Below are 26,256 nucleotides of genomic sequence, written 5' to 3'. Positions count from 1 at the left end.
TTATGGCTATGCATTTTAACGAGAACGCTGGCGACAGCGCCGAGATGCACGATATCAACGTCACACCCTTTATTGATGTGATGCTGGTGTTGCTGATTATCTTTATGGTGGCGGCACCACTGGCGACAGTTGACGTAAAAGTGAACTTACCTGGTTCATCCAGCGAGCCGCAACCACGCCCGGAAAAACCCCTGTATCTGTCAGTCAAAGCCGACAAAACGCTGTTTATCGGCGATGAGCCTGTAACTGAGCAGAACATGGTGGACGTCCTGAACACCATGACAGACGGGAAGAAAGACACCACTATCTTTTTCCGTGCGGATAAAACGGTTGATTATGAAACCCTGATGCATGTGATGGATATGCTGCAACAGGCCGGGTATCTCAAAATTGGCCTGGTAGCGCAAGAAAGTAACCTAGCAGCCGGGGCGGCAGCAGGCCCGACGAGTGCGTCACCACAACCCGCTCAGCCATCACAGCCGGCAGAGGCCGCTACTAAGTAAGCCTTGTGTTACGAGCAGGGTAACGGGTGAGTGGCTAATCCGTTAATAATGCGGATTGCTGCCAGCCCGGCTGGTGAATCAATAGTGGGAATTTTATCTGTTCCAGGTAAGACGGAAGGCTTGCTTTGCTTCTTACCGGAATCAAGGCGTGGCACTGGCCACGCTTTTTTTATGTGTGAAAGAATGTGCCAGAAAAATTGAGATGTGGGAGGTTAGCTGCCGAGCGCAGAAGACGTCTTAAACTGGCCGTCAACCAGTTTGCGTGAGACTTCCAGTGTTTGTGCTTCATGAGTACGGAATTGCTGGTAATGAGCCTCAATACGCGCCATGACCTTTTCTTTTAGCTCCGGGTTGCTGGCCAGTAACTGGCACAACACGCTGCCATAAACTTCTTCTTTCACCTGGAACGAGTACAGCGCTTTACGGTTCTGCCACTTCAATTCAACCAGGGCTGCCGGAATGCTGGAGACTTTACGGGTATAACGGTCTACCACTTCGTTTTTATAAAGCCGCAGTGACTGTAAATTTCTACTTAAGATAAATTGGTGCTTATTTTCAGTATTTAAAGTGAAATTTTTATTAATTGATTGAGCCTGTTCAGACATAGGGCTAATCCTCAAACCGGTAAAACAAAGGTGATTTAATTTCGCTGGTAATTAAATTAAGCCAAATTTTTTCACCTTGTTCATTTATTTCTACGGTTTTCTGTGTGATTAGCTCAGAGAGGGCTTCCTGGGTAATTTCATTTTCTGCGACTAATTCTTTTAGTACCCGGGCAAATGTCTCTATTTTAGCAACACTAAATAGCCGCTCTTTGAAATAGCGGTCATGTTCTTCCAGAAGGGCGTTCTTCGGCAGGCCAATACGCCCGGGTTGCGAGACGCTGCTAAGAATTTCCACTTCGAGTTCCTGAAGTTTTTCAGTAACTAAAGTGAAATCAGATGGGGTATCAGAACTGTCTTGCGGTGATTCCGGAACTATATAGTGATACCGCCCGGGCACCAGGTTATCTGGCAGCATAACTAATAAGCCTTTTATATCAAAAAGATAAAATTATTTAGGGCGAGTGTAACGTTGACAATAACATGTTGTAAAATTAAAATCAAAAAAAAGGAGTGTAAATGTGAGCCTCACTATTTATCTCGTCTTTATATTATTAATACTGCTGGGTGGTGTGCTTGTTTTAATGCGCGATAATAAAAACAGCGCAAAACGGGAACAGCAACAGCCTTTATATTCACAACCTTCATTAACGCCAGATCAAGGTGAGGATCAGTTTGCCCGTCTGATCAACCACATTACACCACCCTGGTACTGGCGGGTGAATAACGAATACATTGATTTTGTTCGCATCACAGTCAAGCAAATGGGGATTGATAAAATCACTTCGACACCAGGGTTGTTTGATGCCCAGCGGCGTTGCAGTGACCTTAACTCGGCGGTGTACAAATACTATGACAACCTGAAAAAGCGCTGCATGAACGGTGAAGTGATTGGCTACTCAGATATCGAAGTGCTGAATCTGCGCCAGTGTTTTTATGAGTTCAGTCTGAGTGCTTATCCGGAACTGGTTGCCATTGTGTGGCCGGCTTACCAGCGCCCAATGGTTTCTCTTGGGGATGTATAACGGTTATGGCAGAAAGGAACCCGGCCAGGCGAAGGATTAGCGCCTGGCCGGGTTAAGCATTACATCAACCCCAGCAGTTTCGGTATGAACAACGAAATCTCAGGGATATAGGTTATCATCATCAGTGAAATAAACAGGGCTGCATAGAACGGCAGTAACGGTTTAATCAGGTTCTGGAGCTTCACACCAGAGATAGAACACCCAACAAACAGCGCACTCCCCACTGGTGGTGTCAGCAGGCCAATACACAGGTTAGCTACCATCATTATCCCGAAATGTACCGGATCCATTCCCAGTGTCTGCGCAATTGGCAGGAAAATGGGCGTGAAAATCAGCACTGCGGGGGTCATATCCATGAAAATACCCACTACTAACAACACCACGTTAATCATCAGCAGAATAACGAGCGGGTTGTCAGAGATACCCATCATGGCATCACTAATTAAGTAAGGGATATCTGCGTTGGTCATGGCCCAGGACATGCCCACAGAGCAGCCAATCAGCAACAACACGATAGATGTGGTGACGACAGATTCCAGAATAAGCTTGGGTAAATCGCGCCATTTCACTTCACGGTAAATCAGCACCGACAGGATAAAGGTGTATACCACCGCAATGGCTGAAGCTTCAGTGGCGGTAAACACGCCACCCAGAATCCCACCCATAACGATAAACACCAATAGCAGGCTGGGAAGTGCATCCAGAAGTGCTTTCAGTGCCTGGCGAGTTGTCGGGCGAGGTGACAGTGGATAGTTGCGTTTACGAGCCAAAAACCAACAAACCAGCATGATGGAGAAACCCATCAGAATGCCCGGCAGGTAACCCGCCATAAACAGTGAAGCTACAGAAACACCGCCAGCTGTCAGTGAAAAGACAATCAGCACGTTCGATGGCGGAATCAATAACCCGGTGATACAAGAAGAAACGTTAATGGCTGTTGAAAACTCGGGGGCATACCCTTCTTTTTTCTGAATAGGATCCAGTGTGCCACCAACGGCGGCAGCTGCTGCAACAGCCGAACCTGAAATAGAACCAAACATCATGTTTGCCAGCACGTTGACATGGCCCAGAGAACCTGGCACCCGGCCAACCATCACTTGCGCCAGGTTAATTAACCTGATGGCTATCCCACCACTGTTCATCAGGATGCCCGCAAAAATAAAGAACGGGATGGCGAGTAGTGCGAAGTTATCCAGCCCATTAGCCAGGCGCTGGGTGACGGTAATTATGGCAATATCCCACGGGAACATCAGCGCCATGGATGTGACAGTCGCTATCCCAATAGAAAACGAGATAGGCACGCCGATAAATACCAGGATAAAGAAACTACCAAACAGGGCGAGAGCAATATAACTTTCCATTATGGGGCAACCTCATCCGGATGACGTAAGCGGTGAATATCATGCGCAATAAACCATAAGGAATAGAACATCATGACGGCGCCAGTTAACGGCAGAACAAAATAGACATAACCCATAGGAATTTGCATGGCTGCAGACACTTGCGCAGTAGCAAGAGTTTTTTCAATCAGCTTCAGGCCGCCGGAAATAATCACGCCACCAGCAAACAGAAGAATAAACAGGTTAATTAAGATATTGAGAACCAGTTTTTTCCGCTCATTCAGACTGAGCGCCAGAATATCAATTGATAAATGGCGTTGCGCCCCCACGGTGTAGGCGGCACCCAGTAAGCCTACCCATATCATCAGAAAGCGTGCCAGCTCATCCGTCATGGTACTGGGTTGCCCCAACACATAACGGCTGAATACCTGCCAGACGACGCAGACAACAAGGGCTACCATTACCAGGATAGAAAAGGTCGCAATAATCCGGTCAACCACCCATTTAATACGGTCGAAGATCATTTTTGTTTTCCTGATTAAAAAAGGCGGGCTTCAAGCCCGCCAGAGGCCCGTCACTGTGGCGCGGCGGCTTCAAACTTGGCAAGCAGGGCTGCTTGTTTTGGATCTTTGGCAAAATCGTCATACAGCGGTTTTACTGCTGCACGGAACGGTGCTTTATCTACTTTTACAAAAGTGGCACCCATTGAAGTGGCTTTTTCACGAGACTCTTTGTCCACTTCATCCCACAGTTTCTGCTCATAAACTTCAGAATCAGTGGCGGCTTTAGCCAGGATCTGCTGCTGTTCTGGTGTCAGTTTGTTCCAGGTTTTGGTCGACATTACCAGGAAGTCAGGAATGGAGGTGTGTTCATCTTCAGAGAACACTTTGGCAATTTCGATATGACGTGTTTGCACCCAGGACGGCACGTTGTTTTCTGCCCCATCCACCACACCCTGTTGCATGGCTGTGTACACTTCCCCAAAGGAGATAGGTGTAGGTGAACCGCCCATCAACTCAATCATCTTCAGTGTAGTTGGGCTCGCCTGAACACGAATTTTCATGCCTTTCAGGTCTTCAGGTTTAGTAATCGGTTTTTTCGCGTAGAAACTGCGGGTTCCGGCAACATAGGCTGCCATGGTGAAGAAGCCTTTATCCTTGGTGGAGTTCATTATTTCTTTGCCCACTTCACCGTAGACGACATTGTTAAAGTGCTGCTGGTTTTTAAACAAATAAGGCAGGTTGTAGATAGCGTATACGTTGTCGAATGATTCCAGATCGCTGGCTGAACCTTTTGTCATATCCAGCGCGCCATTTTGCAGTAACTCCATGGTTTCCCTGGCGCTGCCCATTTGGCTGCTGGGATAAATACGGATCTGCATATTGCCGTGGGAAAGTTCTTTTACTTCTTTCGCCATTTGCTCAAAGGCTTTGTGAACCACATGGCTGCGCTCAAGGTTATGAGCCAGTTTAAGCGTAACTTTTTCTGCAGCGCTGGCATTGCCGGCACAGAGGGTCAAAATTGCTGCGCCCAGCAGGCTACGGGAAAAAGAGGTCAGTTTCATAACACATTCTCCGAAGGATAATTAAGGCGTAACGTCGGTGTAATAAAATGTAATTATTGGTTTTGATGTATGACATCTTATCTTACTTGTCGGATAGCATTTGTTAGTGTGGTTCACATTTTTCCGGATGAAAGCTATGGATAACCATTTCTGTGAATGAGATCACCTGAATTAACTTCATCAGGTTACTCAGTTTTTAATACAGGGTTCAGTGCAATAGTCACCGGTGATACTTATCAGCCCGCAATATTTTCCTGCGTCATTCATATAACAGCGCGTTTTAATTCGTTACTTAATAGTGCTAATTGAAATAGGTATGACAACTTCTCATATTGGTCTGTTGCATGCGGGAAACCGGCGTATTGATGGCGCTCTCACTTCTTATGTAAAAATGAAACGCTGGTTTATTTTTGTGGGTGGAATTGTTCTAATAAAAAAAACTCCGACAGGGATGCAGAGATGATTCAGTTCAGTAATTCAGCTTTTTCGTTATGTAAGTCACGTTTTCAGGCTTACCCCAATTTTATTCAGGCTATCCGTGAAGATAACGAGGCTATTTTGGCCTGGCCGGTACTGGTGCCTGAAACCGCAATCGCGACATGGAATCTTTACTATTTTTGCCCGGAGCACGGAGTCCGGCTTAACTGGGACCGGCAGTCTCCAGATGCACATTGCTGCCCGGTAGATGGCAAAATATGGCGTGGAGAACCCTGGGATGGTGCGTGGTGGCGGGGTCTTAATGGCCTTAATGCAAAGGCCTGCTATCAGTTAGGGCTACTCTGGCAACTTACCGGCGACGCAGAATACCTCGGCAAAGTGCGTGAAATACTGCTTGGTTACGCCAAATATTACCCGGACTATGAAGTACATGGTGGCATTCCTTGTAATGGCCCCGGAAAAGCCAATGCGCAAACCTTGTGTGAAGCGAATTGCCACCTGGATTTTGCCCTTGGCTATGATTTCATTCGCGATGCACTCAGCCTGGAAGAACAGCGCTATATTGAACAGCGGTTGTTGCGGGAAGGCGCCGATTTTCTGATAGCGCACCGCGCCAGGCAATTACATAACCATGAAGTAAAAATCAGTGCCACAGTGGGTGTTATTGGTTTAATTCTTGGGGATACAGACTACCTGGAATTTGCGGTCAACAGTGAATACGGGCTGCGTTATCAACTTGAGCACGGGTTACTGGAAGAAGGGCTGTGGTTCGAGGGATCGGTCCATTATCATTTTTATGCGCTACAAGGTTTCTGCGCTTTTGAAAAACTGGCCCGGGGAACCCGCTGGAGTTTATTGCCATTACCCGGCTACCAAAAGATGCTCGATTTCCCGCTGGATTTACTGCTGCCTGACGGCACTTTCCCGCCAATAAATGATTGTATCACCGGCCAGCAAGTGCTGACTCATTCCCATATTTACGAGTTCTTCTATGGGGAATATGGCAAGCCTCGCTATGGTGCAGTACTTAACACTATCTACCAAAAGCAGCCGCGCAATAATCTGGATGCCTTGCTATATGGGGCAAGCGTCTTACCCGATGTTACCCCGGTTCTGGTTCCCGTTGACACGACCCATGCACCGGGGGCCGGGCTTTCAGTGTTGCGCCAGCCTGGCAGTGACCAGGCGTTGCTGCTCAAGCACTCCCCGTTTGGCGGTGAACACGATCACCATGACCGCCTGGGAATTATATTGTTTAATCAGGGGCACCACTGGCTTCCAGACCTGGGGACCACCGGGTATGGCGCGCCGGCGCATTACCAGTATTATAAAAACAGTGTCACCCATAACACGCTGAGTATTGGGCGAACCAATCAGCCCCCTGCAGTACCTCTGGTTATCAACTGGCAACAAGAACCCGCTTATAGTTGGTTACAGGCCGAAGTGAGCTGGAGTGGCGCATTAGTGCAACTGGACAGCCATTACCCACCCGCGGTGGATACCGAAATTTGGCAGGGGGTTGTCTTTCGCCGCAATATCCTGTGGCTGGCGGGTATGGCTGTGGATGTGGTTGAAGTTGAGAACCCGCACCAGCAGGCACTGGATTTTACTTTGCATGTGGACGCGAGCCTGGCGAAATGCCCGCCAGGTGAAGCCTGCCAGTGGCCGAATCAGGGGGTCGATGCGTATTTTCATTCTGTTAGCTGCCGCCCACTTAACGGTTTGATGCCACTTAACTTCCACCATGAAGATAAACAGCTGCCGTTGTGGCTTGCGAGCGAGAAGGAAACCTCTTTATACACGGCCCTGGCTCCGGCGAACCCGGCGACTCGGGATATCAACTACCTGGTGGTGCGTAGCAACCAGGCCCGTTGCCGCCTGGCCACGCTGTATGATTTAAGCGGGAGAAACAGTATTTCGCTTACTGATGTTGAATGGCAACCAGAAAGCGTGGTGCTTCATATTAACCACGGCGGGGCACGTCAGGTGATTACGCTGCCATGGAATAAAGGCATCCCGCAGATTATCAATTAACAAACCCCGACCCGGGCGGTTACTGCCTTCGGGCATACCGCCTGTTTATTCCTTCCCATATTTATTCTTACTCAGGGTATTGTTCCTGAAGGCCGAACTCGTGTTTGTGCTGAGCTTTTTTGTTGGTGCCTGGTGGCCCTGGCACTGTTGCCTTGTTTCCGTATGAGCATTGATGTGTGTTTATACGGGCGTCATGTTTTCAGTGCTAAAAATACCGAAAATGATGAATGAAAAATCCTAAAAATAACCATCATACTAATTATTTATCCGCTAACCGTTATTTTTCCTGTTCTGTATCTTTATGAAATTTACGGAGTTGTACCGTTTTTCATTTGAGTAATGATTTTCAGTCATAACTGAAACCATTCAGCCTGCATTAAATGTGATTCAGATCATAAATAAGTGTGACCTGTTTCATAATGATTCCACAAATAAAAACCACGTCACATTATTTTTAAAACACTGTTTTATAATAGTGGGAGATTTCATGGATTGGGTGATGTTTTCAGTGAGACTGCGTTTGCCAGAGCAAATGCAAGTGGCTCAGAGGTAATTAAATGAGTATAGATATCCTGGTAATTGCAGGCTATTTCGTCCTGATGGTCGTAATTAGCCTCGCTTTCAAAAAAATGGCCAGCCAGTCGGCCAGTGACTATTTCCGTGGCGGCGGCCGCATGCTGTGGTGGATGGTCGGGGCGACAGCCTTTATGACTCAGTTCTCAGCATGGACGTTTACCGGTGCTGCCGGTAAAGCATTTACGGATGGCTTTGCTGTTACCTTCGTATTCTTCGGTAATATTTTGGGTTATATGGCTTCCTGGTGGTGGTTCAGCCAGCGTTTCCGCCAGATGCGTGTTGATACGCCTACCGAAGGCGTTCGTGCTCGCTTTGGTAAAGGCAATGAACAGTTCTTCACCTGGGCAATTATCCCGCTGAGTGTATTGAGTGGTGGTGTGTGGCTGAACGGCCTGGCTATTTTTGTCGGCGCGGTATTTGGCTATGACATGACAACCACTATTTGGGTTACCGGGATTTCTGTACTGCTCATTTCCATGCTCAGTGGCGCCTGGGGTGTGGTGGCCAGTGACTTTGTCCAGACACTGGTTGTCGCAGTGATTTCTGTGGCCTGCGCGATTGTCGCACTGGTGGCTGTCGGCGGCCCAACCAACATGATTGAGCAATTCCCAAGCGACTTTATGATGGGCCCGGATATGAACTACGGCCTGTTGCTGGTGGGCTCCTTCATCTTCTTCCTGGTAAAACAGCTGCAAAGCATCAACAATATGCAGGACTCTTATCGCTTCCTGAATGCGAAAGATTCCGGCAATGCCCGCAAAGCGGCCTTGTTGGCAATGGGGCTGATGGTGGTAGGGACTATTATTTGGTTTATCCCGCCATGGGCGACCGCTGTTCTGTTACCGGATGCCGCAGCGTCTCATGCTGAACTTGGTAACAAAGCGTCCGATGCCGTATACCTGGTGTTTGCAGAGAAACTGATGCCAGCAGGTACGGTTGGCTTACTGGTTGCTGGTCTGTTCGCTGCCACGATGTCTTCTATGGATTCAGCTCTGTGCCGTAACTCAGGTATCTTTGTGCGTAGCTTCTGGTCGCCAATTGTATGCCGTAACAAAGTGCTGTCAGAAAAACAATTGCTGCGTACCAGCCAGATTGTCACCGTAGTCAATGGTATCCTGGTCATTCTGATTGCGCAGTTGTTTGCCCAGCTTAAAGGCCTGAGTCTCTTCGAACTGATGATGCGTGTGGCAACACTGCTGCAATCGCCGATTCTGGTTCCGCTGTTCTTCGGTATGTTTATTCGTAAAACGCCGCGTTGGGCTGCATGGTCAACGGTCTGCTTCGGTATGGTAGTTTCCTGGCTGGTAATGAATGTCTTTACTGCTCAGTGGTGTGCTGACTTGTTTGGTATCACACTGACTGCTCGTGAGCGTTCTGAACTGACCACTACACTGACAGTTGCAGCACACCTGGTGTTAACCGGCGGCTTCTTTGTCCTGACAACACTGTTCTATAAAGAGTCTTCACTGACACAAGAAGAGAAAGAAAACGTCGATACCTTCTTCAAAAACGTGGATACCCCGGTTGTGGCTGCTGAAGGCCAGGACGAGTTTGACCGCCTGCAACGTAGCAAACTGGGCCGTATTACTCTGATGATGGGCGCCGGGTTGTTGTTGATGGTATTACTGCCAAACCCACTGTGGGGCAGAATGTTATTCCTGGGTTGTGCGTTAGCTGTATTGCTGGTGGGTTATTTACTCAAACGCAGCGGCGAAGCAGGGCAACCTGCAGAGCAACTGGAAAAACAACTTTCATAGTATAATCAATTAGTTTAAATCAAAGGCCAGTCGTTAAAGACTGGCCTTTTTTGCTTAAGCAGCATTCGGAAAAAACTGCTTTTAGGGCAAGGAAACCCGGCGTACCGGCTCCGGCAACTATACTTATGCGCGAACTTCACATTTTAGTTATGGAGTCTGCATGGAGATACTTCAACGAACGAACTACCTGCAGTTACTGATGTCATTGCCATTTTGGGCCGATGTGGCATTAGTGATAGCGATAACGCTGGTGACCTATTTTCTGGTTAATCGCCTGATAAAGTTTATTCACCGCCGGGTTGATGCCTGGTCGCAAAACACCACCCACAAAACGCAATTTCACTTCATTTTTTTTGAAGTGTTACAACAAACCAAAAAATTACTGATCCTGTTTGCCGCATTCCTATTCAGCCTGCAGTTCGTTGCTTTGCCGGATACACTGTACAGTACAATCTCCCATGCCTGGTTTCTGGTCCTGGCATTGCAGATTGCGATTTGGTTTGACCAGGGGATCCAGTCCTGGCTGAAAAAGCTGCTGTTTGCACCTGGTATCTCCCGTAACCCGGTCACACTGGTCATTTTGGGGTTGATATTACGGGCGCTGGTTTGGTCTGTCATGCTGCTCTCCATCCTGGCCAATGCGGGGGTGGATATTACTGCACTGGTTGCCAGCCTGGGGGTTGGTGGTATTGCGATTGCTCTGGCGGTACAAACTGTCCTGAGTGATGTGTTTGCGTCGCTGGCGATTGGGTTTGATAAGCCCTTTGAGATTGGCGATTTTATCGTGTTCAACAATGTAGCGGGCAGTATTGAACATATCGGTTTGAAAACCACACGGATACGCAGCCTCAGTGGTGAACAAATTGTCTGTGCCAACGCGATACTGTTGCAGCAGATAATTCACAACTACAAGCGCATGAATACCCGGCGCATTGTCTTTACTTTTGGTGTTTCGTACTCCACCACCGCAGCGCAGTTACGCAAAATCGGCCCACTGCTCAAAGACGTGATTGAACAAGTCGGCGGGACGAAATTTGACCGCGGGCATTTTCTGTCGTTTGACCAGGACCGCCTCACTTTTGAAGTGGTGCATATTGTTGATACTGCTGACTACAACAGATACATGGATATTCAGCAGGAGATTAATATTCGCCTGATTGAGCGGCTTAACGAAATCAATGTCAGCCTTGCTGTCCCTTGCCGGGTGATTATCCCTCAGGATAACCAGGACCGTGCCGCAGCTTAGTCTGGTGGAATGTGGCAAATAAAACAGTCCACATCCAGGTGGTTGATAAAGGCCATGGAGCGAGAGGTCAGTACACCAAACAACCGGTTATGGTGCCCAATAATCACCAGGTCAACCTCCTGTTTGCGGATAAATGTTGCCAAAGCCCTGACCTTATCTAACGAGATTATCACGCGAGTGGTGACCGGCCAGGGGCTGCTGGCCGCCAGGTGGTTAAGCAGGGCTTTGATTTCAATTACCTGGCTGGAACCCGCATCGTTCATCATACTGTCGGAAATATAATTCATGGCCCGGTAATCAATCAGAATATGTGCCAGGGTTATCCGGGCATCCTGGTGAACCATTTGGTTTGCCCGGTGCAACAGCAGGGGACCATCCTGTTCATCATTAACCAGCACCAGAATATGTTGATAGTGTTTCATACCGCCCTCCTGTGCTCTCCTTCTGGTGCTAACTATAGCCAGCGCTTCCTGGTTATCACTGTGCGCCAAGACGCATTTCTGTTTGTTGCATCAATGTTGTGCAAAAGAAAGCTATATGATGCTTTTGGTGAAACAAAAGTAACAATGTGGTGCATGAGTGATTTTATGGTTTCACCCGGTGCAGTCAGTAATACAGAGAAACGCACAGCCTGCTTACCCTGGCGGTAAAAAGCCTGCTTCGACCATACCTGGCCTGGTTTATGCATTTTAGTTTGGTACTCAACGGATCAGGATGCTTACCATGTCAGACACTAACCAAAAAGAATTGATCTATGGGCTCGAGGAGCGCATTTCTCCCTGGGCCGCACTCCTGACGGCGGTTCAGCATGTGCTGGCCAGTGTGGTGGGGATAATCACGCCACCACTGATTATTGGTTCAGTTCTGGGGCTGAATGCTTACCTGCCGTATCTCATCAGTATGTCCTTGCTGGCATCAGGCATTGGCACTTTTCTGCAGGCTAAGCGTGTGTGGGGCGTGGGTGCCGGTATGATTAGCCTGCAGGGCACCAGTTTTGCTTTCCTGGGGGTGATTCTCTCCGGGGGCTTTTTAGTTAAAAGCCAGGGCGGCAGCCCCGAAGATGTGCTGGCGATGATCTTTGGTGTTAACTTCGTCGCGGCATTTATTCCACTGCTGGTCAGCCGCTTTTTTGATTCATTGCGCCGGGTTCTGACACCGTTGGTGACCGGCACAGTTATTGCGCTGATTGGTATCAGCCTGATTAAAGTCAGTATTACTGACTGGGGCGGCGGGCATGGTGTCGCGAATTTTGGTTCACCCGCTAATCTGGGCCTCGGTGCACTGACGTTACTGGTTATTATTGCGTTAAACCGTTCCCGTAGCAGGGCTTTGCGCCTGTCAGCTATCGTGATTGGGATTGCGGTTGGCTGTATCGCTGCGGCGGTAACCGGGCACCTGGCCATTCAGCCATTGCCAGCACAGTGGTTCGCTTTACCTCAGCCATTCCGCTTTGGTTTTCACTTCAGTTGGGCCATTTTTATCCCTATTGCTCTGGTTTCATTTATTTCTATTCTGGAAGCCGTGGGGGATCTGACAGCAAATTGCATGATCTCGCAGCAGCCTATTGAAGGGGAATCATTCCGCAAACGCCTGAAAGGGGGGATCATGGCCGATGGCATCAGTTGCATGGTGGCTGCCATGTTCTCGTCATTCCCGAATACAACTTTTGCCCAGAATAACGGGGTTATTCAGATGACTGGCGTCGCCAGCCGTTATGTGGGCATGTATATCGGTGTGATTTTATTACTGTTAGGGTTGTTTCCGGTCGTTGGCGGGTTGCTGCAACAGATCCCGGCGCCAGTTTTAGGTGGTGCGACACTGGTAATGTTTGGCAGTGTGGTGGCGGCAGGGATCCGGATCATGACGCAAAGCCCGTTAGGCCGCAGGGAAATGCTGATCATTGCCATCTCGTTTGGGATTGGTCTGGGTATTGAAGCTGTACCTGAAGTACTGGGCCAGTTCCCGAAAATTATCGGCAATATTTTCGGGCATGCTGTTACCAGTGGTGGTATTGCCGCGATGGTACTCAACCTGTTAATGCCTCATGATGAACCACAAACAGTAAAAGCCGGCGCGGCAACCTCCGCGCGCTAATTAACCTGCCTGTGTGTTCCCGTCCCCTGAGCATTCAGGGGCATATTCTTGTTGAATGGCGCGGTATTAACCTGCGCCATTTTCTTTTTCTGATACGGTCTGATTACCGTTAAGCGGATCCGGACGGTAAAGTTTGCGATACCACGCAAGGCGCTGGGCAAAAAAATCCTCATACTCGGGCGGAATGTCATGGGCCAGTGGTGTGGGGTTACCCTGCTTATTCAGGTACTCCAGGAAAGCCTGGGTAGATGCCATGAAGTCAATAGCTTTATCAACATGAACAATATGTTGGCCTAATTTACGTGGCATAGTCAGTTCCTTTTTTTAAAAATTTATAGGGGACTGCCCGTAAAGCGTAGCAAAGCAATTTATCTTTGGGCGCGACGGATTTCTCATAAGGCAGGACAGAACGCTAAAATTTCTGCTTAGATGGGGTTTTACTGTAAATGTTTTCCGGCTCTGCGGGCTTGCTGTCTTGGGTGCTGGCTGTATTTTTCTCTCGTCATGGCGATTATCAGTTTTATCTATTGTCTGTTGTGATTATTTCCTGTCATTCTGTACGGGTATTATTTTTTGTGCGGTTTATCACATACAGGAGCGAGATATGGCTGTTTCAGCACGTAACCAGTTAGCCGGTGTTGTCTCTTTGGTTGCCGATGGCGCGGTAAACGATGAAGTTGAACTGACCCTTGAAAGTGGCGCTAAACTTGTCGCGGTTGTCACTCATGCCAGTAAAACTGCAATGGGGTTGGCCACGGGGAAAAGTGCGGTCGCGCTAGTTAAAGCCCCCTGGGTGATTCTGGCATCTGAAGACAGTGGGCTAATTTTTTCAGCTCGTAATCAGTTTGCTGGCGTGGTGGAGTCCGTGCAAAAAGGTGCAGTGAATACCACCGTTCATGTTAAGACTGATGCTGGCTTTACCCTGATTTCCGTTATCACTAATGAAGGCACGGATGAGATGGGGTTAGTGGCCGGGAGCCGGGTTATTGCTCTGGTCAAAGCCTCCAGCGTGGTGCTGGCTGTTAAAGCTTAACCGCCTGTTTGTGCCCACCCTTCGGCTGCAGGTGGGCACGCGGTTGCTGGTTATAGCTGGTCGTTACCCGGTGTTTTGCCCTGGGGTTTCAGGGGAGTGGGTTTACCCAGCGTCTGGCTGAACCAGGTAACAACTTTCTGAATAATTACTGGCTGGAACCAGTGAATATCGCCATGCTCAGCGCCATCCACCAGGACATATTGCACCGGGTCTCCGGCTTTTTTGAGTGCGGTGTAGAGCTGTTCGCTTTGCTGAGGAGATACCAGGGTATCGGCGCTACCATGCATAATCAGAAATGGTGGTTTTTTCCCGGCTAAATACCCCATGGGGCTTGCCTGCAGGGCTTTGGCTGGGTCAGCACTAATTGCAGCGCCAGCAAAATTGCGAAACGCCGGGCCATTTACCAACAATGCTTCCGTGACTGCTGGCGACTGATGTACTTTTTGCACATCGGCAGGAAAACCTGCGCCAATATTGCGTAAATCGGAAATACCATACAGGGTTGCAGCCGCCTGAACCTGGGAAGACTGATTCAGGTATTCCCCTTTATCAAACACCTTATCTCCACCAGTGACACCCAACATTTGTGCCATCCAGCCCCCGGCAGAATCACCTAACACTCCAATACGTGCAGGGTCGATACCATATTCCTGGGCGTGTTCGCGTAAATAACGCACTGCGGCTTTACCATCAATAACCGGGGTCGGGAAAGTATCTGGTACTACACGGTATTCCGCAGCAGCCACGACGAAACCGGCTTCTGCCAGCGCCATGCGCATTTCAATAAATTTATCGTAATCAGCAGAGATAAAACCGCCGCCCGGGAAATAGATAATCGCGGGTTTCAGGGCGCTGGTGCGTGGCACTAATAATGACATATGCAACTGGCGAACGGCCCGGACTTGTTTAATCTGCGAATAAACCACACCGTTAAGTGCATCAATTTGGGCACGTTCCGGTGCGACTTTTATAACTTCGGCACCGCTGGTATAACCGGGCAGGGAAGGCTGGGCACTGAGAACTGCCTGAGATAACAATGTCATACAAAAACCGCCTGTGATTACCAGTTTTTTTACTAAACGCATGGCTGCTTTCCTTTTCTTGTAAGGCATTCTTTCAGCAAAGAAACCGGTAATACGCCAGTTGTGGATGGCATGGCTACCGGTTTTTATATGCATACGCAAAAAGAAGGAAACGTTGTTCCCTCTTTTTCGCTATGCAGGTATGTGGCATACCTTGTTAATCAATGAACTGCGCCATTAACCTTATTTCAGGTTATTGGGGAAATCTTTCGGCAGTTCGCTGGCTGCACAGGCGATGACGCTTTCATTGTTTTCGCCACAGTCACGGATAAAGGTGATTGTCGCGAATTCATCAATGACTTCAGTTGGGTAAGCCGGGCCCGCCGCGCGGTAAGCTTCCATTTCCGGGATATGATCATTCTGGAAACAAATAGTTTTTTCCGGGTTATTGATTATCCAGCGCGGGAAGAAGATGGTGCCATGGAACAGACGATCCGCCAGGTTAACGATCAGGCTGACATCGGTGCCGGTGGGTTCAGTCCAGGAGATCTTATAAATGCTTTCCCCGACGCGGGCAATAAAGACACGTTGATCTTTCACCCAGCGGTTACCGACGATCCCACTGTGAATGCGGTAATCCATGGTGCGATCATTTTTAACGTAAATTTCGTAATTCCAGCCGTTATCGTAGGTATAAACCAGGTGTTTCCCTACCAGGCCTTGCAAATCGTGTTTATCAAAGGTGCTCATTTTGTCTCTCCTCTGTGGAATGAATACAGCTTACATCTTCATTTTTTGAATGAATAACGCTAATTTTGCATTAAATTGATTTAAAAATTGGATTGATTATGCATAAAACAACACTTGAACAGTGGGCTCTGTTGGACCAGGTTGTGCGGCTGGGCAGCTTTGCGAAAGCCGCTGAAGCAACCAGCCGTAGCCAGTCTTCGGTCAGTTATAATTTGGGGTTGCTGCAAAGCCGCCTTGGGGTGGAATTATTGCGCCAGGTGGGGCGACGGGCAGAGCTGACGCCTGCCGGGCAGGTACTGCTGACTCAGGTGAGGCCGTTGCTGAGTGCTTTTGATTATGTGGAGGCGCGCGCTCAGTCAATGCGTGGCGGTATCAGGAGCCGGTTAGACCTGGTGGTGGACAGCATTTTCCCCCGGGCACTGCTGTTTTCAGTATTACGCCAGTTCCAGCAACGCCACCCTTATACCCAGGTTAACCTCACCGAAGTGCTGGAAAACCATGTGGATATCAACACGGACGCTGACGTCATGATCCTTTCCCGCCGCCAGGATATAACTGGCCGTGGTGAGTGGCTGATGAATATTGATTTTGTTGCGGTTGCCCACCGCGACCACCCATTACACCAAATCACCCCTTTCCCCGGGGAGGACGCGTTGTCACGTTACCCTCAGGTACGCATCGCAGAACTCGACGGCGCTCAGGATACACACCAGATTTCAGCAACTGAATTTTGGACATTCTCCACCTTTGAAGCCGCCATTGAAGCCGTGTTGTACCAGGTAGGTTATGGCTGGTTGCCACAAGAGCGTATTGCCGGGCACCTTGCTGCCGGGATCCTGAAAATACTGCCGTTACCTCATGGTGTAAAACGCGCCACACCTTTGCATTTGATCGTGAAAAAGGATCTCACACCGCCGGATCAAGTGGTACAGACATTAACCGCCTTGTTCAAACAGGCTACTTCTGGCCTGGAGTGTTAAAAGCCGTACAGTTTGTCTGTTCATCGGTAAGCCATTCGTTATATAATTTTTTATATAACGATTAAGGGGACATAATGAAACACGCCACTATTACAGGCTGGCTGGCAGCCTTATTTTTTTGCTGCCTGGCATTTACCGCACAGGCTTCGCGCACAGTAACGGATCAATTAGGCAGGCAGGTGACAATTCCTGACCAGGTGGACCGGGTTGTGGTGCTGCAACACCAAACACTGAATTTGCTGGTACAAATGCATGCCGGGAACAAAATTGTTGGTGTGTTGGCAAACTGGAAACAACAACTGGGGGATAATTATTTGCGCCTGGCACCCTTTTTGGCTAACACCCCGGGGCTGGGTGATCTTACGCATGTGGATACCGAAAAGCTGGTGGCCCTGCACCCGCAAGTGGTGTTTGTGACGAATTATGCACCTGCGGCAATGATAGACAGTATTACGCAACTGGGGATTCCGGTGGTGGCTATTTCGCTGCGCCACGATGCAACCCCAGGCGATGCCACCAGGTTAAACCCAACACTTGCTAATGATGAACAGGCGTATGACCAGGGGCTGGGTGAAGGCATTACTCTGATTGGCGAAATTGTTAATCATCAGGCGGATGCCCGTGCACTGAATGAGGCGGCATTTGCATACCGCAAAGAAGTGGCTTCCCGGCTGAAAGATATCCCGGCGAGTGAAAAAGTACGGGCCTATATGGCAAACCCGGATTTAACCACTTATGGATCCGGGAAATACACCGGGCTGATGATGTCCCGCGCTGGCGCAGTGAATGTCGCTGCCAGTACGGTAAAAGGCTATAAACAGGTTTCCATGGAGCAGGTTATTAACTGGGATCCTCAGGTTATCTTTGTCCAGGCGCGTTACCCACAGGTCGTGTCTGACATCACTCACTCACCCCAGTGGCAGGTGATTGATGCAGTGAAACACCACCGGGTCTACTTAATGCCGGAGTATGCCAAAGCCTGGGGTTACCCAATGCCTGAAGCTGTGGGCCTGGGTGAGTTATGGATGGCGAAAAAGCTCTATCCACAACGCTTTAGCGATATTGATATCAGCAAAGAGGTTAATCGTTGGTATCAGCGGTTCTATGGCACTAATTACCAGGGTGAACACTAACATGAAAGCACTTGTCGCCGGGAGTTTACGGGCTGTCTGGCAGCCGTTAATGGCTGCTTTTTATGAGCTTAGTGGTGAGCACGTGGATACCGGGTTTGGCCCGGCAGGCCTTCTGCGTGCGCGCATTGAACAAGGTGAAGCCTGTGACTTATTTGCTTCAGCAAACCTTGATCACCCGCTCTCACTGTTTATGGCTGGCAGAGCGCACCAGGTGATGCCCTTTGCCACCAACCGTTTATGCCTGACAGTGAAAACAGACTGCCTGGTACCCGGCGACACCTGGTTATCCGTGCTCTCCCGGCCTGAATTACGCCTGGGGACATCCACTCCGGTAAGCGATCCTTCCGGTGACTATACCTGGCAGTTGTTCCGCCAGATAGAATGGCGTTACCCCGGGCAGGGAATGGCTATCCAACAACGTGCGCAATGTTTGGTTGGCGGCAGTGAAACGCTGCCTGTTCCCCCGGGGGAAACCGCGGCAGGCTGGCTGATCAACCAGGGGCGGGTTGATATGTTTATCGGTTATGCCAGCTATGCCGCCAGACTGCGTCGCATTACTGGGCTGACAGTGTTGGATATTCCTGAAGATATGGGGGTGCAGGCGCAATATACGCTGGCGCTGCTGGATATGCAGGCGGAACGTTTGGCTGTATTCCTGGGCTCGCCTCTGGCTCAAAAAATTCTGATTGCCGCCGGGTTTGGCCCAGGTGGCGATGAAATTTTTGCAAACTTACCGGCGGCGGTTGGGTGCCGGTGACGGCGGAGGGCTGCCAACAGCAATACCTGATTTACCATTGTGCTTAATAGAGTACATGGCTTCGTCGGCGCGCAAAACCGCATCGGCAAATGATTCACGGCTGCCAACATCAACCAAACCAACTGATGCGCCTATGACGGCCTCGCCGTTATCCAGTTCAAATGGCACCATAGCGACATCCAGAATCTGCCTGGCAAGATGCATGGTTTCAGGATGGCTTACGCCCCAGGGGATAATCAACAAAAACTCATCTCCACCCAGGCGTCCGGCAACACAACCTTGCGGGCAAACCGCGTTAATGCGTTGGGCGAGTTGCACCAGCAGATTATCGCCACTGCGGTGCCCCAGCGTGTCATTAACGGTCTTGAAATTATCCAGGTCGATAAACGCGATGGAAAACGCTGATTGCTTCTGTAGCTTCTTATACTGGTTGGTCAGTGCATGGCGGTTTGCCAGCCCGGTGAGCGGGTCATGGTTTGCAAGGCGGGCCAGTTGTTGCTCGTATTGCTTTTCTTTCGTCATATCAATATGTGTGCCCGTCACTTTCAGTGGCCGCCCTTCGTCATCCCACTGAGTAACCCGGCCTCTGTCCAGCACCCAGGTGACAGACCCATTTTTGGCTTCCATGCGGTGTAATGCTTCATAAAACGGTGTTTTGCCTTCAATATGGTTATAAAAGGCAGCCAGCACAAAATCGCGGTCATCAGGGTGCAGATGATCGCGCCAGACATCGAAATGTGCATTTAGCTCTTTTGGCTGGAACCCCAGCATGGCCCCCCAACGGCGGTTAAAAATAACCAGTTTCCCGGAGGGAATATCCAGTTGCCATAAACATAACCCTGTGCCATCCAGTGCCGCACTTAATTTATCTCTGGCATCGTGGGCAATACGCTTTAATCTGGCATTATGTTTTTTGAGATTTTGTATTTGTTGCTTTAATGTTTCTTCCGACATAAGTCAGCTATCTCAGGTGCGCAGTTTTAATTCTGTGTCTTGAGACAAATCTCAAGCAGAAGATAATTTACTCGAAATACGTCTTACTAAGATATCAACCATTCGAACCAACCAGGTAACATAATTTAAGTATCCTGCTACGGTTTCAGAGCCGGTAAGTAATAAAACTGCAATGAGAGAATGAGATGGATCGTCTGGATTGTGACCGTATGTTTGTAATGGTGCTGGAGCTTGGTAGTTTTGCCCGGGCAGCGCAACGCCTGAATACCAGCCACGGCCAGGCATCCCGGTTGATTTCGCGGCTGGAGAAAGAACTGGGGATCCAGTTATTTAAACGTTCCACCCGTTCTCTGGCACCCACGGATGTAGGCCTGGCTTATTATGAGCGGGTAAAGGTGCTGATTGATGCCTTCGAGGCACTGGACGCCGATGTGCGCCACACGGCCCGTGACCCTTCCGGTAAGTTGCGGATTTCTGCACCCGTTACTTTTGGCACGCGCCAACTGACACCCGTAATGGTAAATTTTGCCCGCGAATACCCCAACATTGAACTGGATGTCAGCTTTTCAGACCGGCGGGTGAATATTGTTGAAGAGGGGTTTGACCTGGCATTACGCATTGGCAACCTGGAAGACAGTAGCCTGATTGCCCGTAAACTGTGCGATATACATGTCACGACAGTCGCATCACCTGCTTATCTTGCTGGTGCCGGCACACCAGAACACTGGAAGTCACTCTCTGAATTTGACTGCATTGTGGACACAAACTTTCGCGACCCAAATCACTGGCATTTTCATGAAGACGGCCGGCTGATTCCCTTTCCAGTAAAAGGGCGGTTACGTTTTTCAAATGCAGAAGCCTGCCTGAGTGCAGTGGTGGCGGGGCTGGGTATTGCCAGGTTACCTACTTTCGTTGCTGGCGATGCCATCCACCGCGGAGAAGTTGTAAAGCTACTTACGCAGTGGGATACACCGCCACTTGGTCTGTATGCCATTTATCCGCCATCGCGGCATCTTGCCCATAAATCCCGGACGTTTATTGATTTTCTGGTTGGATCCTTCGCAGACCAGGCATGGTTTGATTAGTGCTGAAATGGAAATAAATAATCTCACTTTGGCCGGATAATCATTTAATCAGAAATAACGTAGTCTTGCCTTATCGACAAAACCTGTCCTGATGATGAGGAAAAGACCATGATTGATAACCGTACTGCCCCCTGGGCTGCTTTAGTAATGCGCATCGCGCTGGGTATTCTGTTTTTGGCTCACTTTGGCTTAAAAGCTTTTGTATTCACTCCGGCCGGTACTGCGAAGTTCTTTATTTCGCTGGGGCTGCCAGGTGGCCTGGCTTATATCACCATGGCCTGGGAGCTGGTGGGCGCTATTGCATTGATTCTGGGTATCTGGCCCCGTATTGCAGCTGTTGCGCTGATTCCGGTATTGCTTGGCGCGATTTTTACTGTGCATGGCCCGGCCGGGTTCTTCTTTACCAACCCTAACGGCGGCTGGGAATTCCCCGGGTTCTGGATTGTTGGCCTGGTTGTGCTGGCTCTGACTGGTGATGGCGCAATGGCACTGAAACCGACACCATTTGGCCGTAAATAAACGTTTTTACTGTAATCAGGAGGTAAGCATGCTGGTAGATGGCAAATGGACCACCGAGTGGCATCCGGTTCAGGCAACCGATGAGAAAGGCGGCTTTGTCCGGCAAACCTCCAGCTTCCGCCACTGGGTTACGCCAGACGGTGCGCCAGGCGTAACCGGAGACGGGGGATTTAAGGCTGAAGCCGGGCGCTACCACTTATATGTTGCGTATATTTGCCCCTGGGCATCCCGGGTGCTGATGGCGCGTAAACTGAAAGGGCTGGAGTCTGTTATTTCAGTCAGTGTGGTGGAACCGCAATTATTTGACCAGGGCTGGCACTTTGGGCTCTTTCCTGGTGCGAACCTTGATGAACTGAATGGAGCTGAGTGGTTACATGAGCTCTATACCCGGGCTGACCCGCATTTTACCGGGCGGGCAACTGTCCCCGTTTTGTGGGATAAGCTTACCGGCACCATCGTGAATAATGAGTCCGCCGATATTCTGCGCATGCTGGACAGCGGCTTTGGTGACCTGGCCCGCAATGAATGGGATTTATATCCACAGCCATTGCGTGAAGAGATAGACAAGCTGAATGCGGTTATCTACCCAAGGCTGAACAATGGTGTTTACCGTGCCGGTTTTGCGACGACGCAAGAAAGCTATGAAGACGCATTTAATGATGTTTTCACTATGCTGGAACAACTGGAATCACGCCTGAGCGATGGGCGGCCATTCTTGTGTGGTACACAACTGACAGAGGCAGATATTCGCCTGTTTGTTACGCTAATTCGTTTTGATGTGGCTTACTACGGGTTGTTTAAATGCAATCTGAAACCGGTGCGTGAATATGCATTCCTCAACCCGTATATGCAGCGGGTGCTTGATATTCCGGGGGTGCGCGAGACGGTGAACATTGCCCATATCAAACATGGTTATTATTCAATTAAGGCGCTGAATCCACCGGGGATTGTTCCGGCAGGGCCAGATATGAGCGCTTACGGGTTGTAAGGAGCCGGACATGACGAAGAAACTGGTTATTTTTCTGCACGGAGTGGGCAGCAGTGGTGCGGATTTAGCTGTGCCTGGGCAATTATGGCAAGAACGCTTACCCGACACCCACTTCAGCGCACCAAATGCCCCGCAGGCCTTTGGGCAAGGTGGAGGCTGGCAGTGGTTCAGTCTTAACGGTATTACAGAAGCGAATCGCCCACAACGAATTGTTGAGGCTCGCCCGGAGTTCGACCGCACTATTCAGGCTATTTGCCAGCAACAGGGAGTGAACCCTTTACAGGACAAACTGGCATTGGTTGGTTTTTCTCAGGGTTCGATTATGGCGCTGGACGCACTGGTATCGGGCCGCTGGCCGCTGGCTGCTGTCGTGGCGTTTTCTGGCAGGCTGGCAACACAGCAGGAGGGCGCTGTGCCATCAGTACCTGCTTTACTGGTACATGGTCAGCGTGATCCGGTGATCCCCTGGCAGGAGAGCCAGCAGGCGCAGGAAAAACTTCAGGCGTTGGGGATTCCGGTTCAGGTGGTATGGGATGCCACAGCAGGTCACACAATAACGCAACAGGGTGTTGATAAAGCGGGGGAGTTTTTGGCTAAACACCTGGCGTAATCCGCCCGTTATTGCACCCGAATCCATGTACCGTTGGCCGTAACATTATGACCAAAACCACATTGTTGCGGCCTGACGGTGGTGACCGTTAACTGGTCCGGTGTGAACTGCAGATGAATATTGCAGTTAATGCTGTCATCACTGTCGGTGTCATTACTGGAGACGTCATCGTCATCATCGCGTAATTTCACCGTCGCGTGGTTGCCCGAAAAGGCAACGGTACGTACGAAATGTCCCATATTGGGCCCGTTATACAACCCCATCAGCCCAAAAGCATAGCCTTCAAAATCCACGTTGATTTTGTCATTCCCGGCACTGGTTACCTTAATGCTTTGCCAAATTCCCCTGCCGGCATATTTCCACCACACCCCATCTGGAGAGCGAGAAAAAGGTTCAGCAGCCAGTTTGTCTTTAATTAAAGCCAGGTTTTGCACAGATTCAGGGTAGCCAGGTGCAAGCATCAGCCACGCCCACGCCCGGTGGTAATCTGCCTGCTGTATATAGGTGTTTGCCACAGCATTATAAGCAGCAGCAATCTGGTCATCAGGCAGGTCACACTGTTCGCTCCAGCTAACCTGCTCTTCAAATGCAGCCCGCGCAGCAGCAAACTTATTTGCCGCCCACGCCGCCTTACCCTCAGCCGCATAGTGGCTAACTTTAGCGCAATCAGCAGTAATTCTCGCCTCGGTAATATCGGCCTGCGCACCAGCCGAAACCGCAAGCACCAAAGCGACCAAACATTTAGGATGAAAAGACATAACACCAGGCTCACACTACATTATCGCCTCAACATAATACGGCATTCTGCCCCCCATCCACAGTCAGCAGAGTGCAAAGTTCGGGTTTCAGGCTAAGGCTAAGGGTAAACAAATGTGTTCAGGCGCGTCATTCTTCGCACTAACAGGTGTGTTGGCTGCCTCGCTCACGCCAGTCACTTACTCATGTAAGCTCCCGGCGGTTCGCTGCGTTGCCGCCTTCCTGTAGCACGAATAATTTAGCGCCTGGCGGGGTGTCTTTTGCACTAACAGGTGTGTTGGCTGCCTCGCTCACACCGGTCACTTACTCATGTAAGCTCGAGGCAGATTCGCTGCGTTGGGTGGGGAAACCGCCTCATCCCTGAGGTGGGTTCGGGAATCAGAACGTTTCCCAGTTATTGTCGCTGCCAGCAGGCGGCAGGGCATGTGTGGCTGCCCGTGCAGTGGGTGGGGCGCTGCGGGAAGAGGTCGTTGGCGTCTGCATACCGTTAATCCGGAACACATCAACCACCTGGTGGAGTTTGCCCGCCAGCGCTTCCAGTGCCGCAGCGGCGGTAGCAGATTCTTCAACCAGGGAGGCGTTTTGCTGGGTGACACCATCCATTTGTGAGACCGCCAGGCCAACTTGCTCAATGCCACGGCTTTGCTCGTCTGATGCAGAAGCTATCTCACCCATAATATCCGTTACCCGGGTAACTGCCTGTACAATATCCTGCATGGTAGAGCCTGCAGTCTGCACCTGGCCGGAACCAGTATTCACACGAGAGACTGCGTTGTCGATAAGCTCCTTAATCTCTTTTGCTGCCTGCGCACTGCGCTGCGCCAGGGTGCGCACTTCTCCGGCGACGACTGCAAAACCGCGGCCCTGTTCTCCTGCTCTGGCCGCTTCAACGGCAGCATTGAGCGCCAGAATATTGGTCTGGAAAGCAATACTGTCAATAACGCTGGTTATATGGGCTATTTGCTGCGAACTGTCGGCAATGGCGCTCATCGTATGCACCACAGTATTCACCACTTCGCCACCTTTGAGTGCTGTCTCCGAGGCCGTTTTCGCTAATTGCGCAGCCTGGCGCGCGTTGTCGGTATTCTGTTTAACTGTTGCTGTAAGTTCTTCCATACTGGCCGCAGTTTCCACCAGAGAGGCGGCTTGTTCTTCAGTACGGGAAGACAAATCGTGGCTACCGGAAGAGATTTCACTGGCACCAGTGAAAATGGAATTTGACGTTTCACGCACTGCACTGACAGTGCGAACCAGCGACCCCTGCATGGCCTTAACCCCGGCAGAGAGTTGCCCCATTTCATTATTGCCTGTTGCGTCAATATTACGTGTCAGGTCACCATCCGCGATGGCACGGATATGCTCCATCACTTTACGTAATGGGTGCAACAGGATCACCTGGAGTCCACGCCACAAAATGACAATAGTGACCACAACCAATAACAGAATTACGCCCAACGTCCATTTCATACTGTTATAGCTGTTCAGGTTTTCCTGCCCGGCATTTTGTAGCAGGTTGGCGTTCTGTTTACGCCACTGGTTGTACATCCCTTCCAGGTCATCCTGCGCCTGCTGAGCATCCAGATTCCCATATGCCGGGTAGTTACCTTCACCCAGATACTGAATGGACATCTTCATCACGTCATGCATGGCCTGGTACTTTTGCTCCAACTGGCTGGCAAGAGCTGTGTCCTGCCCACTGATACCTTGCGCATCCTTGTATTTGGCAAAATAACCTTCTGCCTGGACCAGTGATTTCCCGGCGCTGTCCAGCAACCGCTTCATGCCGTCGATAGCAGCCTGGTCTTTTTGGTTTTTCAGAAAACGAATGGCGACCCGGTTAATGGTGACACGGGTTTTAATAAGAGTAAGAAAGCTGTCAGTAAGTTGTGACTGTTGGTAGTTCAGTACATCAGAGTTTTGAAAGTTACGGCGATCATTATTAACGGCAGAGTAGAAAAAACCGCTGGTAACCAATTGTAGTACCGAAAATATCACCAGTACTGCGATGATACCTGTTATGACTTTCAGGTTCTTTATCATGTTCATCATCCAATGTGAGAAAAATGAGCCGGGGATGATAAATTTATCGGTAAAAGGCGTTAAAACTTTATCCAGCGAAAAGGAGCTGGCAGAGTAAGGTTATGATTTTAATATATATTAATTAATTGGTTATTTATCTGTTTTGGTATTTGAGAACAGGTCAGAAAGCACGGCATATTTTTCTGGTACTTTATTATTAGAGTTTTTATTTTTTTAGTTTTTAGAATAAAAAGTGAAAGTATTTTTCTTTATTTTTAAATGCTACTTTTGAATAGCATAATTGCCGGGAGGAAGTGTACACGCACGGCCTGAACCAGGATGTCAGCCGTTGACAACTCAGTACAGTATGATGAAAATTTGCCTTATGGGTAAAAATTAACCATTACATGATTAACTATAAAAAAACAATAGGATTTTTACCTGTTTATATCGATCAAATTGCATGAATTG

25 protein-coding genes and 1 pseudogene are annotated in these 26,256 nt (G+C 49.5%); 14 read left to right on the top strand and 12 right to left on the bottom strand.

Annotated elements, in window-relative coordinates; genetic code table 11:
- Nucleotides 1–2: 2 nt before the first annotated feature.
- Nucleotides 3–413 (top strand): annotated as a pseudogene (gene exbD, locus DES37_RS02470) (TonB system transport protein ExbD); the annotation flags it as partial.
- 302 nt (nucleotides 414–715) lie between these two features.
- Here the strand turns inward: exbD and DES37_RS02465 are convergent.
- Nucleotides 716–1,108 carry a hypothetical protein gene (locus DES37_RS02465; protein WP_036105716.1) on the bottom strand — a complete coding sequence of 131 codons (393 nt, stop codon included), beginning with the start codon at nucleotides 1,106–1,108 and terminating at the stop codon, nucleotides 716–718.
- A 4-nt stretch (nucleotides 1,109–1,112) separates the two neighbouring features.
- Nucleotides 1,113–1,523, bottom strand: a complete 411-nt coding sequence (locus DES37_RS02460; protein ID WP_036105719.1) for a hypothetical protein — start codon at nucleotides 1,521–1,523, stop codon at nucleotides 1,113–1,115.
- Between the two features lie 103 nt (nucleotides 1,524–1,626).
- On the opposite strand from DES37_RS02460, the gene DES37_RS02455 reads away from it, so the two are divergent.
- Nucleotides 1,627–2,130 (top strand): ESA_00282 family adhesion-associated protein, encoded by a 504-nt coding sequence (locus DES37_RS02455; RefSeq protein WP_036105721.1) that lies wholly within the window; start codon nucleotides 1,627–1,629, stop codon nucleotides 2,128–2,130.
- Nucleotides 2,131–2,189: 59 nt separating this feature from the next.
- Here the strand turns inward: DES37_RS02455 and DES37_RS02450 are convergent, their stop codons facing one another.
- Genes DES37_RS02450 through DES37_RS02440 form a run of 3 tightly spaced genes read right to left on the bottom strand, consistent with a single transcriptional unit; the run spans nucleotide 2,190 to nucleotide 5,034 of the window.
- Entirely contained in the window at nucleotides 2,190–3,491 is a 1,302-nt protein-coding gene (locus tag DES37_RS02450) for a TRAP transporter large permease (RefSeq protein ID WP_110024701.1), read from the bottom strand.
- Nucleotides 3,491–3,994: a TRAP transporter small permease gene (locus DES37_RS02445; RefSeq protein ID WP_036105726.1), complete on the bottom strand. Its 504-nt coding sequence runs from the start codon at nucleotides 3,992–3,994 to the stop codon at nucleotides 3,491–3,493. Before DES37_RS02445 ends, DES37_RS02450 begins: the two co-directional genes overlap by 1 nt.
- A gap of 50 nt (nucleotides 3,995–4,044) precedes the next feature.
- Nucleotides 4,045–5,034 carry a TRAP transporter substrate-binding protein gene (locus DES37_RS02440; RefSeq protein ID WP_110024700.1) on the bottom strand — a complete coding sequence of 330 codons (990 nt, stop codon included), beginning with the start codon at nucleotides 5,032–5,034 and terminating at the stop codon, nucleotides 4,045–4,047.
- Nucleotides 5,035–5,493: 459 nt separating this feature from the next.
- Here DES37_RS02440 and DES37_RS02435 point away from each other — a divergent pair, with 459 nt between their 5' ends.
- The 3 genes from DES37_RS02435 (at nucleotide 5,494) to DES37_RS02425 (ending at nucleotide 11,085) form a co-directional block, all read left to right on the top strand.
- Complete coding sequence (locus tag DES37_RS02435; protein ID WP_110024699.1) at nucleotides 5,494–7,506, top strand: heparinase II/III domain-containing protein; 2,013 nt, start codon at nucleotides 5,494–5,496, stop codon at nucleotides 7,504–7,506.
- Nucleotides 7,507–8,063: 557 nt separating this feature from the next.
- Nucleotides 8,064–9,839: a sodium:solute symporter family protein gene (locus DES37_RS02430; RefSeq protein ID WP_036105736.1), complete on the top strand. Its 1,776-nt coding sequence runs from the start codon at nucleotides 8,064–8,066 to the stop codon at nucleotides 9,837–9,839.
- 160 nt (nucleotides 9,840–9,999) lie between these two features.
- Nucleotides 10,000–11,085, top strand: a complete 1,086-nt coding sequence (locus DES37_RS02425; RefSeq protein ID WP_110024698.1) for a mechanosensitive ion channel family protein — start codon at nucleotides 10,000–10,002, stop codon at nucleotides 11,083–11,085.
- On the opposite strand, the gene DES37_RS02420 is transcribed toward DES37_RS02425, so the two are convergent.
- Nucleotides 11,082–11,507 carry a universal stress protein gene (locus DES37_RS02420; protein ID WP_036105742.1) on the bottom strand — a complete coding sequence of 142 codons (426 nt, stop codon included), beginning with the start codon at nucleotides 11,505–11,507 and terminating at the stop codon, nucleotides 11,082–11,084. The two genes, DES37_RS02425 and DES37_RS02420, sit on opposite strands and share 4 nt — an antisense overlap.
- A gap of 301 nt (nucleotides 11,508–11,808) precedes the next feature.
- Here DES37_RS02420 and DES37_RS02410 point away from each other — a divergent pair, with 301 nt between their 5' ends.
- Entirely contained in the window at nucleotides 11,809–13,179 is a 1,371-nt protein-coding gene (locus tag DES37_RS02410) for a uracil-xanthine permease family protein (RefSeq protein ID WP_036105748.1), read from the top strand.
- Nucleotides 13,180–13,245: 66 nt separating this feature from the next.
- Here DES37_RS02410 and DES37_RS02405 read toward each other — a convergent pair whose 3' ends face one another.
- Nucleotides 13,246–13,488: a hypothetical protein gene (locus DES37_RS02405; protein WP_036105752.1), complete on the bottom strand. Its 243-nt coding sequence runs from the start codon at nucleotides 13,486–13,488 to the stop codon at nucleotides 13,246–13,248.
- Between the two features lie 295 nt (nucleotides 13,489–13,783).
- Here DES37_RS02405 and DES37_RS02400 point away from each other — a divergent pair, with 295 nt between their 5' ends.
- On the top strand, nucleotides 13,784–14,212 hold the full coding sequence (locus tag DES37_RS02400; protein ID WP_036105765.1) for a TOBE domain-containing protein: 429 nt from the start codon (nucleotides 13,784–13,786) through the stop codon (nucleotides 14,210–14,212).
- Nucleotides 14,213–14,262: 50 nt separating this feature from the next.
- Here the strand turns inward: DES37_RS02400 and DES37_RS02395 are convergent, their stop codons facing one another.
- On the bottom strand, nucleotides 14,263–15,255 hold the full coding sequence (locus tag DES37_RS02395) for an alpha/beta hydrolase (RefSeq protein WP_211320529.1): 993 nt from the start codon (nucleotides 15,253–15,255) through the stop codon (nucleotides 14,263–14,265).
- Between the two features lie 222 nt (nucleotides 15,256–15,477).
- Nucleotides 15,478–15,984, bottom strand: a complete 507-nt coding sequence (locus tag DES37_RS02390; protein ID WP_036105768.1) for a phenolic acid decarboxylase — start codon at nucleotides 15,982–15,984, stop codon at nucleotides 15,478–15,480.
- Between the two features lie 98 nt (nucleotides 15,985–16,082).
- On the opposite strand from DES37_RS02390, the gene DES37_RS02385 reads away from it, so the two are divergent.
- From DES37_RS02385 to DES37_RS02375, 3 genes are all read left to right on the top strand, one after another.
- A complete protein-coding gene (locus DES37_RS02385) occupies nucleotides 16,083–16,964 on the top strand; it encodes a LysR family transcriptional regulator (RefSeq protein WP_036105771.1) in 882 nt (293 codons plus the stop codon).
- Between the two features lie 74 nt (nucleotides 16,965–17,038).
- Nucleotides 17,039–18,097, top strand: a complete 1,059-nt coding sequence (locus DES37_RS02380) for an ABC transporter substrate-binding protein (protein WP_110024696.1) — start codon at nucleotides 17,039–17,041, stop codon at nucleotides 18,095–18,097.
- Between the two features lies 1 nt (nucleotide 18,098).
- Nucleotides 18,099–18,854 carry a substrate-binding domain-containing protein gene (locus DES37_RS02375; RefSeq protein WP_051691285.1) on the top strand — a complete coding sequence of 252 codons (756 nt, stop codon included), beginning with the start codon at nucleotides 18,099–18,101 and terminating at the stop codon, nucleotides 18,852–18,854.
- Here the strand turns inward: DES37_RS02375 and DES37_RS02370 are convergent.
- Entirely contained in the window at nucleotides 18,828–19,808 is a 981-nt protein-coding gene (locus DES37_RS02370; RefSeq protein WP_051691286.1) for a GGDEF domain-containing protein, read from the bottom strand. The genes DES37_RS02375 and DES37_RS02370 overlap by 27 nt on opposite strands.
- A gap of 185 nt (nucleotides 19,809–19,993) precedes the next feature.
- Here DES37_RS02370 and DES37_RS02365 point away from each other — a divergent pair, with 185 nt between their 5' ends.
- The 4 genes from DES37_RS02365 (at nucleotide 19,994) to DES37_RS02350 (ending at nucleotide 23,010) form a co-directional block, all read left to right on the top strand.
- Nucleotides 19,994–20,893: a LysR family transcriptional regulator gene (locus tag DES37_RS02365; RefSeq protein WP_110024695.1), complete on the top strand. Its 900-nt coding sequence runs from the start codon at nucleotides 19,994–19,996 to the stop codon at nucleotides 20,891–20,893.
- Nucleotides 20,894–21,001: 108 nt separating this feature from the next.
- Nucleotides 21,002–21,412, top strand: a complete 411-nt coding sequence (locus DES37_RS02360) for a DoxX family protein (RefSeq protein ID WP_036105779.1) — start codon at nucleotides 21,002–21,004, stop codon at nucleotides 21,410–21,412.
- A gap of 28 nt (nucleotides 21,413–21,440) precedes the next feature.
- Complete coding sequence (locus tag DES37_RS02355; protein WP_110024694.1) at nucleotides 21,441–22,400, top strand: glutathione S-transferase family protein; 960 nt, start codon at nucleotides 21,441–21,443, stop codon at nucleotides 22,398–22,400.
- A gap of 10 nt (nucleotides 22,401–22,410) precedes the next feature.
- Nucleotides 22,411–23,010 carry an alpha/beta hydrolase gene (locus tag DES37_RS02350; RefSeq protein WP_110024693.1) on the top strand — a complete coding sequence of 200 codons (600 nt, stop codon included), beginning with the start codon at nucleotides 22,411–22,413 and terminating at the stop codon, nucleotides 23,008–23,010.
- A gap of 8 nt (nucleotides 23,011–23,018) precedes the next feature.
- Here the strand turns inward: DES37_RS02350 and DES37_RS02345 are convergent, their stop codons facing one another.
- Entirely contained in the window at nucleotides 23,019–23,768 is a 750-nt protein-coding gene (locus DES37_RS02345) for a hypothetical protein (protein WP_110024692.1), read from the bottom strand.
- Nucleotides 23,769–24,144: 376 nt separating this feature from the next.
- Nucleotides 24,145–25,806, bottom strand: a complete 1,662-nt coding sequence (gene tcp / locus DES37_RS02340) for a methyl-accepting chemotaxis citrate transducer (protein WP_211320528.1) — start codon at nucleotides 25,804–25,806, stop codon at nucleotides 24,145–24,147.
- Nucleotides 25,807–26,256 lie beyond the last annotated feature (450 nt).

Origin of the sequence: Mangrovibacter plantisponsor, assembly GCF_003182475.1 — a bacterium.
Taxonomy (GTDB): Bacteria; Pseudomonadota; Gammaproteobacteria; order Enterobacterales; family Enterobacteriaceae; genus Mangrovibacter; species Mangrovibacter plantisponsor.
This window is presented reverse-complemented; position numbering and strand designations above follow the sequence as displayed.

Excerpts from the sequence above, each read along its gene's own strand:
- DES37_RS02465 (WP_036105716.1), bottom strand. The coding sequence starts at position 1,108 with ATGTCTGAACAGGCTCAATCAATTAATAAAAATTTCACTTTAAATACT.
- DES37_RS02460 (WP_036105719.1), bottom strand. The coding sequence starts at position 1,523 with ATGCTGCCAGATAACCTGGTGCCCGGGCGGTATCACTATATAGTTCCG.
- DES37_RS02450 (WP_110024701.1), bottom strand. The coding sequence starts at position 3,491 with ATGGAAAGTTATATTGCTCTCGCCCTGTTTGGTAGTTTCTTTATCCTG.
- DES37_RS02445 (WP_036105726.1), bottom strand. The coding sequence starts at position 3,994 with ATGATCTTCGACCGTATTAAATGGGTGGTTGACCGGATTATTGCGACC.
- DES37_RS02440 (WP_110024700.1), bottom strand. The coding sequence starts at position 5,034 with ATGAAACTGACCTCTTTTTCCCGTAGCCTGCTGGGCGCAGCAATTTTG.
- DES37_RS02435 (WP_110024699.1), top strand. The coding sequence starts at position 5,494 with ATGATTCAGTTCAGTAATTCAGCTTTTTCGTTATGTAAGTCACGTTTT.
- DES37_RS02430 (WP_036105736.1), top strand. The coding sequence starts at position 8,064 with ATGAGTATAGATATCCTGGTAATTGCAGGCTATTTCGTCCTGATGGTC.
- DES37_RS02425 (WP_110024698.1), top strand. The coding sequence starts at position 10,000 with ATGGAGATACTTCAACGAACGAACTACCTGCAGTTACTGATGTCATTG.
- DES37_RS02420 (WP_036105742.1), bottom strand. The coding sequence starts at position 11,507 with ATGAAACACTATCAACATATTCTGGTGCTGGTTAATGATGAACAGGAT.
- DES37_RS02410 (WP_036105748.1), top strand. The coding sequence starts at position 11,809 with ATGTCAGACACTAACCAAAAAGAATTGATCTATGGGCTCGAGGAGCGC.
- DES37_RS02405 (WP_036105752.1), bottom strand. The coding sequence starts at position 13,488 with ATGCCACGTAAATTAGGCCAACATATTGTTCATGTTGATAAAGCTATT.
- DES37_RS02400 (WP_036105765.1), top strand. The coding sequence starts at position 13,784 with ATGGCTGTTTCAGCACGTAACCAGTTAGCCGGTGTTGTCTCTTTGGTT.
- DES37_RS02395 (WP_211320529.1), bottom strand. The coding sequence starts at position 15,255 with ATGACATTGTTATCTCAGGCAGTTCTCAGTGCCCAGCCTTCCCTGCCC.
- DES37_RS02390 (WP_036105768.1), bottom strand. The coding sequence starts at position 15,984 with ATGAGCACCTTTGATAAACACGATTTGCAAGGCCTGGTAGGGAAACAC.
- DES37_RS02385 (WP_036105771.1), top strand. The coding sequence starts at position 16,083 with ATGCATAAAACAACACTTGAACAGTGGGCTCTGTTGGACCAGGTTGTG.
- DES37_RS02380 (WP_110024696.1), top strand. The coding sequence starts at position 17,039 with ATGAAACACGCCACTATTACAGGCTGGCTGGCAGCCTTATTTTTTTGC.
- DES37_RS02375 (WP_051691285.1), top strand. The coding sequence starts at position 18,099 with ATGAAAGCACTTGTCGCCGGGAGTTTACGGGCTGTCTGGCAGCCGTTA.
- DES37_RS02370 (WP_051691286.1), bottom strand. The coding sequence starts at position 19,808 with ATGTCGGAAGAAACATTAAAGCAACAAATACAAAATCTCAAAAAACAT.
- DES37_RS02365 (WP_110024695.1), top strand. The coding sequence starts at position 19,994 with ATGGATCGTCTGGATTGTGACCGTATGTTTGTAATGGTGCTGGAGCTT.
- DES37_RS02360 (WP_036105779.1), top strand. The coding sequence starts at position 21,002 with ATGATTGATAACCGTACTGCCCCCTGGGCTGCTTTAGTAATGCGCATC.
- DES37_RS02355 (WP_110024694.1), top strand. The coding sequence starts at position 21,441 with ATGCTGGTAGATGGCAAATGGACCACCGAGTGGCATCCGGTTCAGGCA.
- DES37_RS02350 (WP_110024693.1), top strand. The coding sequence starts at position 22,411 with ATGACGAAGAAACTGGTTATTTTTCTGCACGGAGTGGGCAGCAGTGGT.
- DES37_RS02345 (WP_110024692.1), bottom strand. The coding sequence starts at position 23,768 with ATGTCTTTTCATCCTAAATGTTTGGTCGCTTTGGTGCTTGCGGTTTCG.
- tcp (WP_211320528.1), bottom strand. The coding sequence starts at position 25,806 with ATGATAAAGAACCTGAAAGTCATAACAGGTATCATCGCAGTACTGGTG.